Here is a 13,447-nt window from a genome sequence, read left to right as displayed (position 1 = left end):
ATTCTGCAGACAACAACGGCCGAAAGGCGCGCCGGCGCGCGTCGTTTTTCCGGCCCGTGGCCGACGGTATCCGGAACGTCCGACAAGTTTCGTTCGGATGTTCGAAACGTGGTCACACAGGCAGAGCTCCAAGCTCCTGACCACGGATCCGCTGAGAGATGACCTGGGTGATGCCGTCGCCGCGCATCGACACGCCGTACAGCGCGTCGGCGACTTCCATCGTCGGCTTCTGGTGCGTGATCACGATGAGCTGGCTCTTGTCGCGCAGCTGCTCGAACAGGGAGATCAAGCGGCGCAGGTTGGTGTCGTCCAGGGCGGCTTCGACCTCGTCCATCACGTAGAAGGGTGAGGGCCGGGCACGGAAGATGGCGACCAGCATGGCGACGGCGGTCAGGGACTTCTCGCCACCGGAGAGCAGCGAGAGCCGCTTGACCTTCTTGCCCGGTGGACGGGCCTCGACGTCGATGCCGGTGGTCAGCATGTCGCCCGGTTCGGTGAGGATCAGCTTGCCCTCGCCGCCCGGGAACAGCGTCTTGAACACCTCGACGAACTCGCGCTCCACGTCCACCCAGGCCTCGGTGAACACCTGCAGGATCTTGGCGTCCACCTCCTCGACCACGCTCAGCAGATCCTCGCGGGCCGACTTCACATCCTCGAGCTGCGTAGAGAGGAAGTTGTAGCGCTCCTCCAGCGCCGCGAACTCCTCGAGCGCCAGCGGGTTCACGCGCCCCAGCGTCGCGAGGTCCTTCTCCGCGAGCTTCAGCCGGCGCTCCTGCACCGCCCGGTCGAACGGCAGCCCCTGCGGCCGCACCACCGTCTCGCCGCGCTCCCGCGCAGCCTCGTACTCCGAAAGCTCCAACTCCGGTGGCGGCAGCGGAACGTCCGGCCCGTACTCGGCGACCAGATCGTCCGGCGACATCGCGAACGACGCCACCACCTGCTCCTCGAGCTGCTCGATCCGCAGCGCCGCCTGCGCGCGCGCGACCTCGTCACGGTGCACCGCGTCAGTGAGCTGGGCCAACCGCGCGGTCAGCGACGTCGCCTCCTGCCGCGCGACGTCCAACGCTCCCGCGCGTTGCGCGCGTGATGCCTCCAGCGCATCACGATGCGCAGCGGCACGAGTCACCGCGCGCCCCAAGCGCGAGGTCACCAGCGCGGCGCCCTCCGCCACGGACGCGGCCACCGCAGCAGCCGACAGGCGCGCAGCAGCAGCCGCCTCCGCCCGCTCCCGCGCAGCCCTCTCGGCAGCGGCGGCCCGTCGAAGCCCCTCGGCCTTGCCCCGCACGCCGGCCGCACGCTCCTCGGCCGTCCGCCGCGCCAGGCGAGCCTCCATCTCCACCGACCGCGCCGCAGCCAGGGCGGCAGCCGCAGCATCCCGCTCGTCCGTGCCCACCGACACCGAATCCTCGGGCAGCTCCTCGGCCAGCCGCAGGCGCTCCTCGTGCTCCACCAGCGCGGCCCGTGTCTCGTCCCGCGACGACTCGATCCGCGACCGCTGCGCGACCAGGCGCTCCGCCTCGTCGCGCGCGCTCCGCGCCGCCTGCCCCAACCGGGCCAACTGCTCGTAGATCGCGCCGAGCTGCGCGTCCGACTCGTGCAACGCCGCCAGCGCCGACTCCGTCACCTCGCGCCGCGCAGCCAAGTCCTCGTTCGCCCCGGCCAGCGCCGCGGACAGAGACTCCACCGAACGCCGGGTCTCCCCCAGCGTCGCCTCAGCGGCATCGATCGACTTCTGCACCTCCAGCGTCGACTGCCGCGCCGCGGAGCCGCCGGTCAGCACCCCGTGCGAGATGACGTCACCGTCGGACGTGACGGCCCGCAGTTCGGGCCGCGCGGCGACCACCGCCACCGCGTCCTCGACGGACGCGACGAGCACGAACCCGGCCAGCGCCGCGGACACCGCCCCCTCCAACGACGACGGAGCCGTCACGCACGACGCGGCCCAGACGGCACCGTCGGGCAGGGGGCCCGTGGGCACCGTGCCGGGCGCTACGCCCTCGACGACGACGGACGCCCGTCCTCCGTCCGCGTCGCGGAGCTTGTCGATGGCCGAAACGGCCAGATTCCGAGAGCCCGCCGCGACGGCCTCCGCCACCGGTCCCAGTGCGACGGCGACGGCCTTTTCGTAACCCGCACGGATGGACAACCGGGCCGACACGGCGGCCGTCACACCGTCGACGTGCTCGGCGATCCAGGCGGCACCGTCGCCCCGGTCCAGGTTCATCGACAACGCCTCGATGCGCGCGACGAGCGACGCGACCTTCTGCTCGGCCTCCCGCTCCGACGCACGCAGCTCCTCCACCCGCGCGCTGGCGGCGTTGTAGGCGGCGACGCTGCGTTCGTGGTGCTCGTCGAGCGAGGCCTCGGAGGCGTCGAGCTCGGCGATCTGCCCCTGGACCTGCTCGAACTCGGCCTCCGCGGCCTCGGCCCGCTCCACCGCCTCGGCGATGGCGGCGGTGAGCCGACCGGACTCCGCCTCCACGGACTCGGCACGGGTCCGCAGGGTCTCGACCTGGCCGGCCAGGCGCGCGAGCCCCTCCCGACGGTCCGCGATGGCCGCGACCGCGGCCATGTGCGCCTTCTCGGCGTCGCGGGCGGACTCCTCGCGCGACGCGAGCTCCTCGGTGGCCTCCTCGAGGATCATGGCGGCCTCCTCGAGGGCCTCCATGAGCTCGGCCTCCTCCTCGGCGACGCGCTCGGCCTCGGCCTCCAGCTCGTCGGGGTCGCGGCCAGGAGCGTGCTGCACGGGCTCGGACAGCAGGCGGGCGCGCTCGGAGGCGATGCGCTCCGTCGACGAGACGCGCTCGGCGAGCGCGGACAGCGAGAACCAGCCTTCGCCCGCGGCCTTCACCGCGGGGTCGAGCTCGGCCACGGCCTCGGAGTGCTCCGCGACCAGCGCGTTCGCCTCGTCCAACTGGCCCGCGACGAGATTCTGCTCCTCACGCACCGCCGCCTCGTTGCCGCTCTGGTCGGCCAGCTCGGCGCGCCGGCGCACCAGGTCGTCGGCGGCCAACCTGAGCCGGGCGTCACGGAGGTCGGCCTGGATGGTCTGCGCCCGACGAGCGACCTCGGCCTGCCGCCCCAGCGGCTTGAGCTGGCGGCGCAGCTCCGTCGTGAGGTCGGTGAGGCGGGCGAGGTTGGCCTGCATGGAGTCGAGCTTGCGGACCGCCTTCTCCTTGCGGCGGCGGTGCTTGAGCACGCCGGCCGCCTCCTCGATGAAGGCGCGACGTTCCTCGGGCTTGGACTCGAGGATCGCCGCGAGCTGGCCCTGGCCGACGATGACGTGCATCTCGCGCCCGATGCCGCTGTCGGAGAGCAGCTCCTGTACGTCCATGAGGCGGCACTTGGTGCCGTTGATCTCGTACTCGCCGGCGCCGTCGCGGAACATGCGCCGCGTGATGGAGACCTCGGAGTAGTCGATGGGCAGCGCACCGTCGGAATTGTCGATGGTGAGCGTGACCTCGGCGCGGCCCAGCGGCGCGCGGCCGGAGGTGCCGGCGAAGATGACGTCCTCCATCTTGCCGCCGCGCAGGCCCTTCGCGCCCTGCTCCCCCATCACCCAGCGCAGCGCGTCGAGGATGTTCGACTTACCCGAGCCGTTGGGCCCGACGACGCAGGTGATGCCCGGTTCGAGGCGCAGAGTCGTCGCCGAAGCGAAGGACTTGAAGCCCTTCAGTGTCAGCGACTTGAGATACACGAAACGCCAGTTTAGGCGGTGACCGTCAGAGGACGGCCATCGCCACGATCAGACCGAGCGCGACGTGCGACGCGGCGATCACGCGGGCCTGCGGCAGGAAGACCTCGGAGTACATGAGTTCCTCCATGTCGACGCCCGTCACCAGGTCGAGGACGCGCACGGAGACGATCTGCGCGATGATGCCGACCACGCCATAGACCAGCGAGTAGATGACGCCGTCCAGCAGGTTGCCGCCGCCGGTGTAGTTGGCGTAGATCGCGACGACGATGATGAACGCCATCGAGAGCATGCCCGCACCCGTGATGTAGGTGGCGTTGGGCTTGCCGGCCTTCACGAGGTCACGCAGCTTGCCGGGAGTGGAGAGGTCGACGGCGTAGAAGCCGACCACCATGAGCAGCAGGCCGACGAGGGCGTACAAGCAGATCGCGCCGATGCCCTTGCCCAGGGTGCCCAGGTCTGCGGCGGCGAGGAGGGTCGTGTTCATGATGCGGTCGTGCCTTTCGGAGTGATGCGGTGCGGGATGAAGGCGGCACCGTCGTCGGTGATGAGTCCGGAGGTCTCGCGGATGCCGATGCCCGCGGACTCGTCGCCGACGACCCAGGCGCCGATCACGGGACGGTAGCCGTCGAACTCGGGCAGCGGGTCGAACATCTGGTACACGTAGCCCTCGGCGCCGTAGACGCCGCCGGTGGCGGTCTCGCGGCCCGCGTCCACGATCGTGAGGTTCGCGCCCTCGCGCCCGAGCTTGGGCTTCTTCACGTACTCGGTGAGGAAGCCGGGGCTGTCGATGAAGGCGGGCAACAGGTTCGGGTGGTCGGGGTACATCTCCCACAGCACCGCGAGGATCGCCTTGTTGGAGAGGATCGCCTTCCACAGCGGCTCGATCCACGTGGTGGCGGGGATCGATTCGACGACCCGCTTGCCGAAGTCGTCCTCGAGGATCCACTCCCACGGGTAGAGCTTGAACACCGAATTGATCGGGGCGTCTTCGAGATCCACGAAGGTCTTCAGGTCGTGGTCCCAGCCGATGTCCTCGATGGGCAGGCCGACGGTGTCGAAGCCGGCCTCGGCGGCCGTCTCCTGCAGGTAGCCGGTGGTCACGTGGTCCTCGCCCGTCGCGTCGGCGCCGGACCAGGTGAAGTGCAGCTCCGACGCCGGGATCACGTTCCGGATCTCGCCCCAGCGCGCGACGAGCGACTCGTGCAGGGAGTTCCACTGGTCGTAGCCGCCCTCGTCCCAGGAGCGCTTGTCCGGCGCGGTGTCCTGGAACCAGTACCACTGCACCACAGCGGCTTCCAGCAGCGAGGTGGGTGTATCGGCGTTGTACTCCAGCAGCTTCGCGGGCCGCCGGCCGTCGTAGCGCAGGTCGAAGCGGCCGTAGACGTGCGGATCCTGCCGCTTCCACGACTCCTCGATCGGGCCCCACGCCCACTCGGGGATGCCGAAGTCGGCGTACCGCTCGGTGAGGATCACGTTCTCGACGGCCTTGAGGCACATGGAGTGCAGCACCTCGACCTGCGCCTCGAGGGCGAGCACCTCGTCCATGTCGAACTCGTAGAACACGGACTCGTCCCAGTAGTTCCGGCTGTCGCCGGCACCGTCGCGCGGGGGGGTGCCGAACACCAGGCCCTGCGATTCGACGGTCCGCTGCCAGCCCGCGCGGGGCGTTCCCCGCATGCGCCGCACTAGGAGCCGCTCGATCCGGAGCCGCCCTTGGAGCTCCCGCCCTTGCTGGAGGTGCCCAGGCCGCCGCGATCGATGTTCTTGCCGCTGGATCCGCTGTTGCTGCCGGCGTTGGTGTTCCCGCTGCCCGAGCCGCTCCCCGATCCCGTCCGCGAGCCGGCGGCCGGCGGCGCGGGCTTGCTCGCCGCGTTCGTCTGGCCGTTGGTGCCGAACGAGGTGGTCTTCGCTGGGTCCACTGCCGCGCCCGTCGAGGTGCGGAAGGCGGTGTTGGCGGGCCGGTCGTAGCTGCCGCCGGTGATGCGGCCGTTGTTGTAGGAGCCGCCGTAGTTGTACCGGTAGCTCATGCCGTTGAGGAAGATGAAGCCGGTCACCGGGTTGTACGTGCCCCGCGAGCAGTAGTCGTCGGAGACCACCTGATCGCCGTCGACGGTGCAGTACGCCGTCTGCGTGTTCACGTTCTGGGTGTTGTCGTTGTCCGGGATCGCGACGTAGAGGAGCGCGATCGCGCCCACCACGCCGACGCCGACCCCGGCGCCGATCATCTGCTTACGGCGGCGGCTCTTCTTCGCGGCCGCGGCGGCGGCTTCGGCGGCCTCGCGCTGCTCGTCCTCGGCGCGCTGGCGCTGGGCCCGCTGCCGGGCGCGGGCCTCGCCGACCGTCTCCGGGCGGGCCTGCGTGTTCTCGTCCTGCTGCCGCATCCGCCCGGGCCGTCGCGGCGTCTCCCCTGTGTCGGGGAGATGCAGCTCGGGCGGCATCCCGGGGACGGGCATGTAGTTCGACTCCGGCCCGGGGATGTCGCCCACCGGGCGGTTCTCAGGGATGGGCGGCTGCATGCCTCACCTCTCCTCGAACGACGGGAGCCCGCCTCGCGCGGGCCCGAACAGTTCCACGACCAGATCGACCCTGCCCGGAGTATCCCCCGACCACAGGCGTTGCAGCAGAGTGTCGCATGCGGAGCGGTCTCCCTCGACCACGACCCGCACACGTCTGTCCGGCTGATTCGCAGCGTAACCGAGCAGGCCCAGTTCCAGGGCCTGAGTCTTCGTCCAGTACCGGAACCCGACGCCCTGCACGCGACCGTGCACCCACGCCGTCATCCGGGCCTGATCGTCGGGCACGCGCTACCCCGAGGTGATGTCGAGATTGACCGTCGTGCCGGCCTTGAGCGTGCGGCCGACGGTGCACACCTGGTCGACGGCGCGGCGGGCGACGGTGATCAGCCGCTCCTGGGCGGCCTCGTCGAGCTCGGACAGGTCGAGCTCGAGGATCTCGTTGAGTTCGGGGTAGACCTCGTTCTGCCGGTCGGCGTCGCCGGAGACCCGCACGGTGGCGTCGTAGTCCTCGCCCAGGCGGCGGGCCAGCACGTGGTCGGTCGACATGCCACTGCATGCGGCGAGGGCGATCTTGAGCAGCTCACCGGGGGTGAACACGCCCTCGACGTCCGCCGAGCCGACCAGCACCTCGGCGCCGCGCGAGCTGCGCCCGGTGTAGCGGCGCACGCCGGTGCGCTCGACCCAGAGTTCGGTGGACGGTGCCTGCGCGTTCGTGTCGTCGGCCATATGTCCAATCTACGGCAGCACCGTCCGCGACCAGCGCTCGGAGGGCCGGGCTCGGCCGTCCCTATCGGCGGGAGACCGGTAGCGTTGTGAACATGCGTGCGCGGTGGTGGTCGTTCCTCGGAACAGTCCTCGCGTACGCGGCCGCGGCCTTGTGGGCGGCGGTCTCCGGACCGGACCCGTTCCCCACGCATTTCGGCCTGTCCGGGCAGCCGGACTCGTGGACCCCGCGCGCCGAGGCGGTGCCCCTGCACGCGGGCATCGCGGCGGGCGTCGCCGTCCTGATCGCGGTGCTCGCACTGATCGCGCCGCGGATCCCGACCTCGATCATCAACACGCCGCGGCGCGACTACTGGCTGTCCCCCGAGCACCGACCCGCGTTCGACGACATCGTCTCCGGGTTCCTGCTCTGGGCGGGCGGCCTCTTCCTCGTCCTCCAGGGCGCAACGTTCGTGGTGACGGTCATCGACCCCACGGAGACCGCCGCCAAGTCGACGCTGGTCATCCTCTTCCTCGTCGCGCTCGTGGGCTCGATCGGTTACCTGATCTGGCTGCTCACCCATCCGCCGAAGCGGTCGACGACGACGTCGCGGGGCGTCCGCCCGGGTCGCACCGGAGATCGTTCGTCGAGGTAACGTCATCCGCATGCGACCCCGATGGTGGATCTTCCTCGGCGCGGTCCTGCTCTGCGGCGCCTCGCTCGCCTGGGCCGCGACGTCGGGTCCCGATCCCTTCCCCACGCACTGGGGCGCCGGTGGGACCGCTGACTCCTGGAGTCCCCGTGGTTCGGCGGTCGGAATCTTGGCCGTGTCTGCGGCGGCCCTCGCGGCGCTGTTCGGCGTCCTCGCCGCCTGTACGTCCGCCCTCCCGGACGGCCTCATCAACCTTCCGCCCACTTCCCGCGCGTACTGGCTCGACCCCGCGCATCGCCCCGGCCTGGACACCCTCCTGCAGCGATACCTGCTCACAGTCGGGACCGCGGTGCTGCTCCTGCTTGCCGTGTCGGTGACCGGTGCCATCGTCAGCCCCGAGGGGAATCCGATTCTCGGCGTCGGCATCTGGGCCGTCTTCGCGGTCATCGCCGTGAGCAGCGGTCACCTGTTGTGGCGTCTGGTCCGGCCGCCGGCGGATAACCTGGCCGCATGAGCGCCTCCACGAAAACCGGCCCTTTCTTCCACGGAACCACCGCAGACCTCCAGCCCGGCGACCTGCTCAGCGCGGGCTTCGTCTCGAACTACCGCCCCGACGTGGTCATGAACCACATCTACTTCACCGCCCTGCGCGACGGTGCCGGGCTCGCCGCGGAACTCGCCTCCGAGCTCAAGTCCGACGGTGCCGCCCCTCGCGTCTACGAGGTCGAGCCCACCGCCGCCTTCGAGGACGACCCCAATGTCACGGACAAGAAGTTCCCCGGGAATCCGACACGTTCCTACCGCAGCACCGAGCCGCTGCGCGTCGTCGCCGAGGTGACCGACTGGACCCGGCTGACCCCCGAGGCCCTGCAGATGTGGCGCGACACGATCGTCTCCAAGGCACCCGCCGACCGCGGCGAGATCATCAATTGATCACCTCCGGGTCCCGCGAGAACCGGCCCTCAGCCCGGTGGGCCTGAGGTATGGATTTCGCGCTGAACGGTCTCGTCGAATCGGTATCGGCCACCGACGCGGCCCTCACACGCGAGTTCTACGCGGCAAGGCCTCGTGGCTCGGCGATCGCGGGCTACGACGAGCTGATCGCGGTCCGACACGAACGCAGCCTGCGGTTCGCCGGTTCCGTTCGCGCCGAAGCTGAGTCTGCGGATCTCGCCGGGCACGCCGTACCGATCCGAATCATCGAGCCGCAGCAGCGTCCGGCCGTCGGCGTTCTACTGCATTGCCCCGGCGGCGGGTTCTACATGAGCTCGGCGGTCGCCGACGACGAGCGGAACGCGCGGCGGGCGGATGCCACAGGGCTCGCGGTGGTCACGGTCGACTACCGTCTCGCGCCGGAGCACCCGTGGCCGGCAGCCCCGGACGACTGCTGCGCAGCCGCCGAGTGGCTCATCGAACGCGCGTCAGAGCGCTTCGGAACGGACAGGCTCTTCATCTGCGGCTTCTCGGCGGGAGCGACGCTGGCGGCATGCGTCCTGTTGCGGTTGCGGGCAGGAGGACGCGGCGAGGCTTTCCGCGGAGCGGTGCTGGAGGCCGGGACCTACGACCTGACCACACTCAATCCGTCAGGGGCCGCTGTCGTCGACGACTACTTCGTCGAGGCGTATGTCGGCGAGGTGGAGGACCGCACCGATCCCGATGTATCACCCGCGTACGGCGACCTCCACGGGTTGCCGCCGACGTTGCTGACCGTCGGCAGCGACGACGTCGTTCTACCCGACAGTCTGCTCATGGCGGCGAGGCTGGCGGCCGCAGGGAACGACGTGGATCTTCGGATCTATCCGGATGTGCCGCACGGCTTCTCGAACCATCCCACGCCAGTGGGTCGCAGTGCCACCGCTGCCGTCGACGCATGGCTGCGTGCTTAAGCCACGCCCATTCACTGCTTGAAGAACGCCGTCAGCACACGGGCCATGGATTCAGGGGCGACGACGTGTCCCTGCCCGTCCAGCGTGTGTCGTCTGGCCTGGGGGATGACGGCGGCTATCGCGCTCGCGGCGCGGACGAAGAAGTCGGTCGGCATGCCCGCCAGCTGGGGCTGGGTGATCGACCCCTCGGTGGTGACCAGGACCGACTGCGTGATGCGGGTGAGTCGGTCAGTGGGGATCTTGTAGTCGTTGAGGACCACGGCGTCCTTGACGAGCGTGTGGGCGAGCACGACGGACGAGGTCCAGAGCGGGTGTTGCTTGCTGGCCGCGATGTCCGCGTCGGGTCCGCCGGTCAATGTCATGAACAGTTCCAGGAGCTCCTCATCCTGGTCGGCTTCGTACGCCTCGCGGGTGTCCGCGAGGTACTGGTCGAACCTCGGCCGCAGGTCGTCTCCGATCGCGTACGGCACGTCCCACACCGCGATCTTGTCGATCGCCGACCCTGCCGCAGCTGCCTCCAGCACGAGAGCACCGCCAGATGACGAGCCGTACACATGAGCTGAGCCGCCGGCCGTCGCAATCAGCGCGTCGAGGTCTTCCACCTCACGCGCGAGTGCGTACGGCGACGCATCGCCGCTGGCTCCCCGGCCGCGTCGTGCGTAGTTGTAGACCGTGAAATGGCCGGCAAGGGACCTGGCCAGCGGCGCGTTCTCAGCGCCGTCGTCCAGGGTGCCGCCGACGAGGATCACCGCCGGGCCAGCGCCTATCCGGTCGTAGGCGATTCTCGTACCGTCGACGGACGTCACACGAAGTGTCATCTCGTTCATTGGTTCTCTCCTCTGATCGATGCGCGGTCGTCACCGTCGGGGCATCGGGAGTTCCGGCTTGGCACCGGTGGTGGCGTTGACTGAGCGTTCTAGTCAAACTTGATTACCAGCTCGGAGTGCACCTCGGGGACCATCTAGTCAAGCTTGATTAGGAGCTCTTCTTGAGTTGATCAGGGACCGTTCGCCACGACCCCGGATCATCAGCCATGATGTAGGCACCCTCAGACAGGCGTTCGCTCAGGCTCTTCGCCCACTCCAGTTCGGTGCGTGCGTGTCCCGCCCACAGGTCGGCCTGCTCGCGGACGTGCTCCGGGGTGTCCCGATCGGGGTGCTTCCGCCACTCGGTCTGCGCTACGAGCTCTGCTTCCAGGCGCGCGACCCGCTCGCCGACTTGCGCGATGGCATCTGACCTGGTCAGCATGGGCAACATCGCGATCGCCGCGTTGAGCATGTCCGCGTCGTGGGTGCGCCGCAGACCGTCGCGGACCATGTCGACCATCTCGTCACGTCCCCGCGCTGTCACGCGGTACAGGACTCTCTCCGGCCCGGAATTGCCCGGCTCGGCGTGTTCGGTGAGGAGGCCATCAGCCGCCGCCTTCTTGAGCGCGTGATACACCGAGCCGGGTTTGATCTTGGCCCACGTCTCCGCACCCCAGCCCTGCAGTTCGGACCGCACCTGGTAGCCATGCGCGCCGCCGGAGAGGTGCACGATGCCGAGTACCAAGAGCTTCGTCGCCGACATGCGCCCACCTTCGCTCAACCTGCTCGGACTCGCTCCGTGCTGCTCAATGAGTTCAATCGCCTCGGCAGCCAGCGCAAGCGCTGCCTGCGCTCGGTTCACTCATTCTTAGGCTCAAGCATATGAGCATCCCCGTACCGACCGCGATGAGCACGCCGAACCCGATGTGAGGCTGACCGCGGCTGGTCAACGCGGCGTGCGCTGACATGTCGGGCAGAAGTGGGAGCCGCGGTTCATGAAGGACTCGCGCCGCATGATGGTGCCGCACCGACGGCAGGGTTCGCCGTCGCGGCCGTAGGCGTCGAGGCTGCGGGAGAAGTACCCGGACTGCCCGTTCACGTTGACGTACAGCGAGTCGAAGCTGGTGCCGCCCTGATCGAGAGCCTGCCGCATGACGTCGGTGGCGTCGTCGATGAGCCGCCCCAGCGCGGGCTTGGTGAGGGCGGAAGCGCGACGGCGGCCGTGCACGCCGGAGCGCCAGAGGGCCTCGTCGGCGTAGATGTTGCCCACGCCGGAGATCACGGTCTGATCGAGCAGTACCCGCTTGACCTCGGTGTCCTTGCGCTTCATCCGGGCGATGACCGCGTCGCGATCGAACAAGGGGTCCAAGGGATCCCGGGCGATGTGCGCGACGGACGCGGGCACGAGCGTGCCGGCGACCTCCTCGAGCGGGTCGACGGCCCAGCCGCCGAAGGTGCGCTGGTCGACGAACCGGAGCACGGCACCGTCGGACAACCCGGCCCGGATGCGCAGGTGCCGGTCGTCGCCCGGCCCGACGAGCATCTGTCCGCTCATGCCGAGGTGCACGACGATCGCGGCGTCGGCGGGGGCGCCGCCGCGCGCGAGCGGCAGCCACAGGAACTTGCCGCGACGCTCCGCGGATTCGACGTCGGCGCCGGTGATCTGGCCGATCATGTCCGCCTCGCCGGCGACATGCCGCCGCGCGGCGCGGGGGTGCAGCACCTCCACGGAGGTGACGCCGCGGCCCACCAGGTGATCGACGAGGCCGCGCCGGACGACCTCGACCTCGGGCAGCTCGGGCATCAGGCCGGCTCGGGCGCCTGCTCGGCGTCACTCGCCGTCGCTTCGCTCGCAGCCGCGCCCTCGGCCGCAGCCTCGGAGTCGTTCACGTCCAACGACTTCCACGCTGCCGCGGCGGCCTTCTGCTCGGCCTCCTTCTTGGTGCGGCCCACGCCCTCGCCGAGGTCGCTGGAGTCCACGACCGCGACGGCGGTGAACTCCTTGTCGTGGTCCGGCCCGGTCGACGTGATGCGGTACGCCGGCGCGCCGAGATCCCGCTCCGCGGCGAGCTCCTGCAGCGACGTCTTCCAATCGAGCCCGGCGCCCATGGACGACGAGGCCGTCAGCAGCGGCAGGAACAGCCGGAGCACCACCTCGCGGGCAGTGTCGATGCCGTGCTCGATGTGCACAGCCCCGAGCAGGGCCTCCATCCCGTCGGCGAGGATCGAATCCTTGTCGCGGCCGCCGGTGAGCTCCTCGCCGCGGCCGAGGTACAGGTGGGCGCCGAGTCCGCCCTCCCCCAGCCCACGGGCGACGCGCGCGAGGGCGTGCATGTTGACCACGCTGGCGCGGATCTTCGCGAGCTCGCCTTCGGGCTTATCCGGGTGGGTGACGTAGAGCCACTCGGTGACGGAGATGCCGAGCACGCTGTCGCCGAGGAACTCGAGCCGCTCGTTGGTGGGCAGCCCGCCGGCCTCGTAGGCGTAGGAGCGGTGCGTCAGCGCCAGGGTGAGCAGCTCGTCGTCGAGACCGACGCCCAGGGCTTCCAGCAGCGGGGCGCGGTCCGTGGCGGGCGGCGCGGGGAGGCGCTTGCTCACTTGCCGTCGGCCTCGCCCTCGGTGGCGAACTTCGCGAGCCCGGCCCACCGGGGGTCGATCTGCTCGTGGTGGTGGTCGGCCGGCAAGTCGACCAGCTTCTCGCCGCAGCCCTGGCACAGGCCCTTGCAGTCCTCGGAGCAGACGGGATCGAGGGCCAGCTCCATGCCGACCGCGTCGATGATGGCCTGCTCGAGGTCGATCATGTCGTCCTCGATGCGGTACATCTCGTCGTCGTCGGTGGTCTTCGCGGTCTCGCTGCCCGGGTAGGCGTACAGCTCCGTCACGAAGACGTTGAGCGCACCCGACAGCGGGTCGAGACACCGGGCGCACTGGCCCGCGGTGTTCGCGCTCACGGTGCCGGTCACGAGGACCCCCTCGGACACGGCCTGCACCTGGAGGTCGAGATCGACCTCCTCGCCGGACTCGATGGCGATCAGGTCGACGCCGACGCGCTCGGGTGCGGCGACCGTGCGGTGCACCTGCGCAGAGGTACCAGGCCGACGCCCGAAGGCGCGGACGTCGAGTACGTACGGCTTACCGGCCGGCTGTCGCACGGCGGCATTGGGTTCGTTCACAACAATCCTCGGGA

15 protein-coding genes are annotated in these 13,447 nt (G+C 69.9%); 4 read left to right on the top strand and 11 right to left on the bottom strand.

What is annotated here, in order from left to right:
- Nucleotides 1-112 precede the first annotated feature (112 nt).
- The 6 genes from smc to LB823_RS07630 are packed head-to-tail and all read right to left on the bottom strand — an operon-like array spanning nucleotide 113 to nucleotide 6,939.
- On the bottom strand, nucleotides 113-3,697 hold the full coding sequence (gene smc, locus LB823_RS07655; RefSeq protein WP_224646177.1) for a chromosome segregation protein SMC: 3,585 nt from the start codon (nucleotides 3,695-3,697) through the stop codon (nucleotides 113-115).
- Between the two features lie 25 nt (nucleotides 3,698-3,722).
- On the bottom strand, nucleotides 3,723-4,181 hold the full coding sequence (locus LB823_RS07650) for a DUF350 domain-containing protein (RefSeq protein WP_224646175.1): 459 nt from the start codon (nucleotides 4,179-4,181) through the stop codon (nucleotides 3,723-3,725).
- Entirely contained in the window at nucleotides 4,178-5,383 is a 1,206-nt protein-coding gene (locus LB823_RS07645) for a glutathionylspermidine synthase family protein (protein WP_224646173.1), read from the bottom strand. The genes LB823_RS07650 and LB823_RS07645 overlap by 4 nt, the downstream gene beginning before the upstream one ends.
- Entirely contained in the window at nucleotides 5,383-6,213 is an 831-nt protein-coding gene (locus LB823_RS07640) for a hypothetical protein (protein WP_224646172.1), read from the bottom strand. The genes LB823_RS07645 and LB823_RS07640 overlap by 1 nt, the downstream gene beginning before the upstream one ends.
- Nucleotides 6,214-6,216: 3 nt before the next feature.
- Entirely contained in the window at nucleotides 6,217-6,498 is a 282-nt protein-coding gene (locus LB823_RS07635; RefSeq protein ID WP_308011427.1) for an acylphosphatase, read from the bottom strand.
- A gap of 3 nt (nucleotides 6,499-6,501) precedes the next feature.
- Nucleotides 6,502-6,939: an OsmC family protein gene (locus tag LB823_RS07630; protein WP_224646170.1), complete on the bottom strand. Its 438-nt coding sequence runs from the start codon at nucleotides 6,937-6,939 to the stop codon at nucleotides 6,502-6,504.
- 92 nt (nucleotides 6,940-7,031) lie between these two features.
- Here LB823_RS07630 and LB823_RS07625 point away from each other — a divergent pair, with 92 nt between their 5' ends.
- Genes LB823_RS07625 through LB823_RS07610 form a run of 4 tightly spaced genes read left to right on the top strand, consistent with a single transcriptional unit; the run spans nucleotide 7,032 to nucleotide 9,454 of the window.
- On the top strand, nucleotides 7,032-7,571 hold the full coding sequence (locus LB823_RS07625) for a DUF1648 domain-containing protein (protein ID WP_224646168.1): 540 nt from the start codon (nucleotides 7,032-7,034) through the stop codon (nucleotides 7,569-7,571).
- Nucleotides 7,572-7,581: 10 nt separating this feature from the next.
- Nucleotides 7,582-8,082 (top strand): DUF1648 domain-containing protein, encoded by a 501-nt coding sequence (locus tag LB823_RS07620; RefSeq protein WP_224646166.1) that lies wholly within the window; start codon nucleotides 7,582-7,584, stop codon nucleotides 8,080-8,082.
- A complete protein-coding gene (arr, locus tag LB823_RS07615; RefSeq protein WP_224646165.1) occupies nucleotides 8,079-8,501 on the top strand; it encodes an NAD(+)--rifampin ADP-ribosyltransferase in 423 nt (140 codons plus the stop codon). Before LB823_RS07620 ends, arr begins: the two co-directional genes overlap by 4 nt.
- A 50-nt stretch (nucleotides 8,502-8,551) precedes the next feature.
- The gene (locus LB823_RS07610) at nucleotides 8,552-9,454 is read left to right on the top strand and encodes an alpha/beta hydrolase (RefSeq protein ID WP_224646163.1); all 903 of its coding nucleotides are present in this window, start codon (nucleotides 8,552-8,554) and stop codon (nucleotides 9,452-9,454) included.
- Between the two features lie 11 nt (nucleotides 9,455-9,465).
- On the opposite strand, the gene LB823_RS07605 is transcribed toward LB823_RS07610, so the two are convergent.
- The 5 genes from LB823_RS07605 to LB823_RS07585 all read right to left on the bottom strand — a co-directional run bounded on the left by LB823_RS07605 (nucleotide 9,466) and on the right by LB823_RS07585 (nucleotide 13,433).
- On the bottom strand, nucleotides 9,466-10,281 hold the full coding sequence (locus LB823_RS07605; RefSeq protein ID WP_224646162.1) for an alpha/beta fold hydrolase: 816 nt from the start codon (nucleotides 10,279-10,281) through the stop codon (nucleotides 9,466-9,468).
- A gap of 148 nt (nucleotides 10,282-10,429) precedes the next feature.
- Nucleotides 10,430-11,023 carry a PadR family transcriptional regulator gene (locus LB823_RS07600; RefSeq protein WP_224646161.1) on the bottom strand — a complete coding sequence of 198 codons (594 nt, stop codon included), beginning with the start codon at nucleotides 11,021-11,023 and terminating at the stop codon, nucleotides 10,430-10,432.
- A gap of 183 nt (nucleotides 11,024-11,206) precedes the next feature.
- Nucleotides 11,207-12,064: a bifunctional DNA-formamidopyrimidine glycosylase/DNA-(apurinic or apyrimidinic site) lyase gene (gene mutM / locus LB823_RS07595; protein WP_224646160.1), complete on the bottom strand. Its 858-nt coding sequence runs from the start codon at nucleotides 12,062-12,064 to the stop codon at nucleotides 11,207-11,209.
- A complete protein-coding gene (gene rnc / locus LB823_RS07590; RefSeq protein WP_224646159.1) occupies nucleotides 12,064-12,858 on the bottom strand; it encodes a ribonuclease III in 795 nt (264 codons plus the stop codon). The genes mutM and rnc overlap by 1 nt, the downstream gene beginning before the upstream one ends.
- Nucleotides 12,855-13,433, bottom strand: a complete 579-nt coding sequence (locus LB823_RS07585; protein ID WP_224646158.1) for a DUF177 domain-containing protein — start codon at nucleotides 13,431-13,433, stop codon at nucleotides 12,855-12,857. Before LB823_RS07585 ends, rnc begins: the two co-directional genes overlap by 4 nt.
- Between the last annotated feature and the right edge of the window lie 14 nt (nucleotides 13,434-13,447).

The organism is Tsukamurella sp. M9C, assembly GCF_020169415.1.
Classification (GTDB): domain Bacteria; phylum Actinomycetota; class Actinomycetes; order Mycobacteriales; family Mycobacteriaceae; genus Tsukamurella.
This window is presented reverse-complemented; position numbering and strand designations above follow the sequence as displayed.

Excerpts from the sequence above, each read along its gene's own strand:
- LB823_RS07650 (WP_224646175.1), bottom strand. The coding sequence starts at position 4,181 with ATGAACACGACCCTCCTCGCCGCCGCAGACCTGGGCACCCTGGGCAAG.
- LB823_RS07640 (WP_224646172.1), bottom strand. The coding sequence starts at position 6,213 with ATGCAGCCGCCCATCCCTGAGAACCGCCCGGTGGGCGACATCCCCGGG.
- LB823_RS07630 (WP_224646170.1), bottom strand. The coding sequence starts at position 6,939 with ATGGCCGACGACACGAACGCGCAGGCACCGTCCACCGAACTCTGGGTC.
- LB823_RS07625 (WP_224646168.1), top strand. The coding sequence starts at position 7,032 with ATGCGTGCGCGGTGGTGGTCGTTCCTCGGAACAGTCCTCGCGTACGCG.
- LB823_RS07620 (WP_224646166.1), top strand. The coding sequence starts at position 7,582 with ATGCGACCCCGATGGTGGATCTTCCTCGGCGCGGTCCTGCTCTGCGGC.
- arr (WP_224646165.1), top strand. The coding sequence starts at position 8,079 with ATGAGCGCCTCCACGAAAACCGGCCCTTTCTTCCACGGAACCACCGCA.
- LB823_RS07610 (WP_224646163.1), top strand. The coding sequence starts at position 8,552 with ATGGATTTCGCGCTGAACGGTCTCGTCGAATCGGTATCGGCCACCGAC.
- LB823_RS07605 (WP_224646162.1), bottom strand. The coding sequence starts at position 10,281 with ATGAACGAGATGACACTTCGTGTGACGTCCGTCGACGGTACGAGAATC.
- LB823_RS07600 (WP_224646161.1), bottom strand. The coding sequence starts at position 11,023 with ATGTCGGCGACGAAGCTCTTGGTACTCGGCATCGTGCACCTCTCCGGC.
- mutM (WP_224646160.1), bottom strand. The coding sequence starts at position 12,064 with ATGCCCGAGCTGCCCGAGGTCGAGGTCGTCCGGCGCGGCCTCGTCGAT.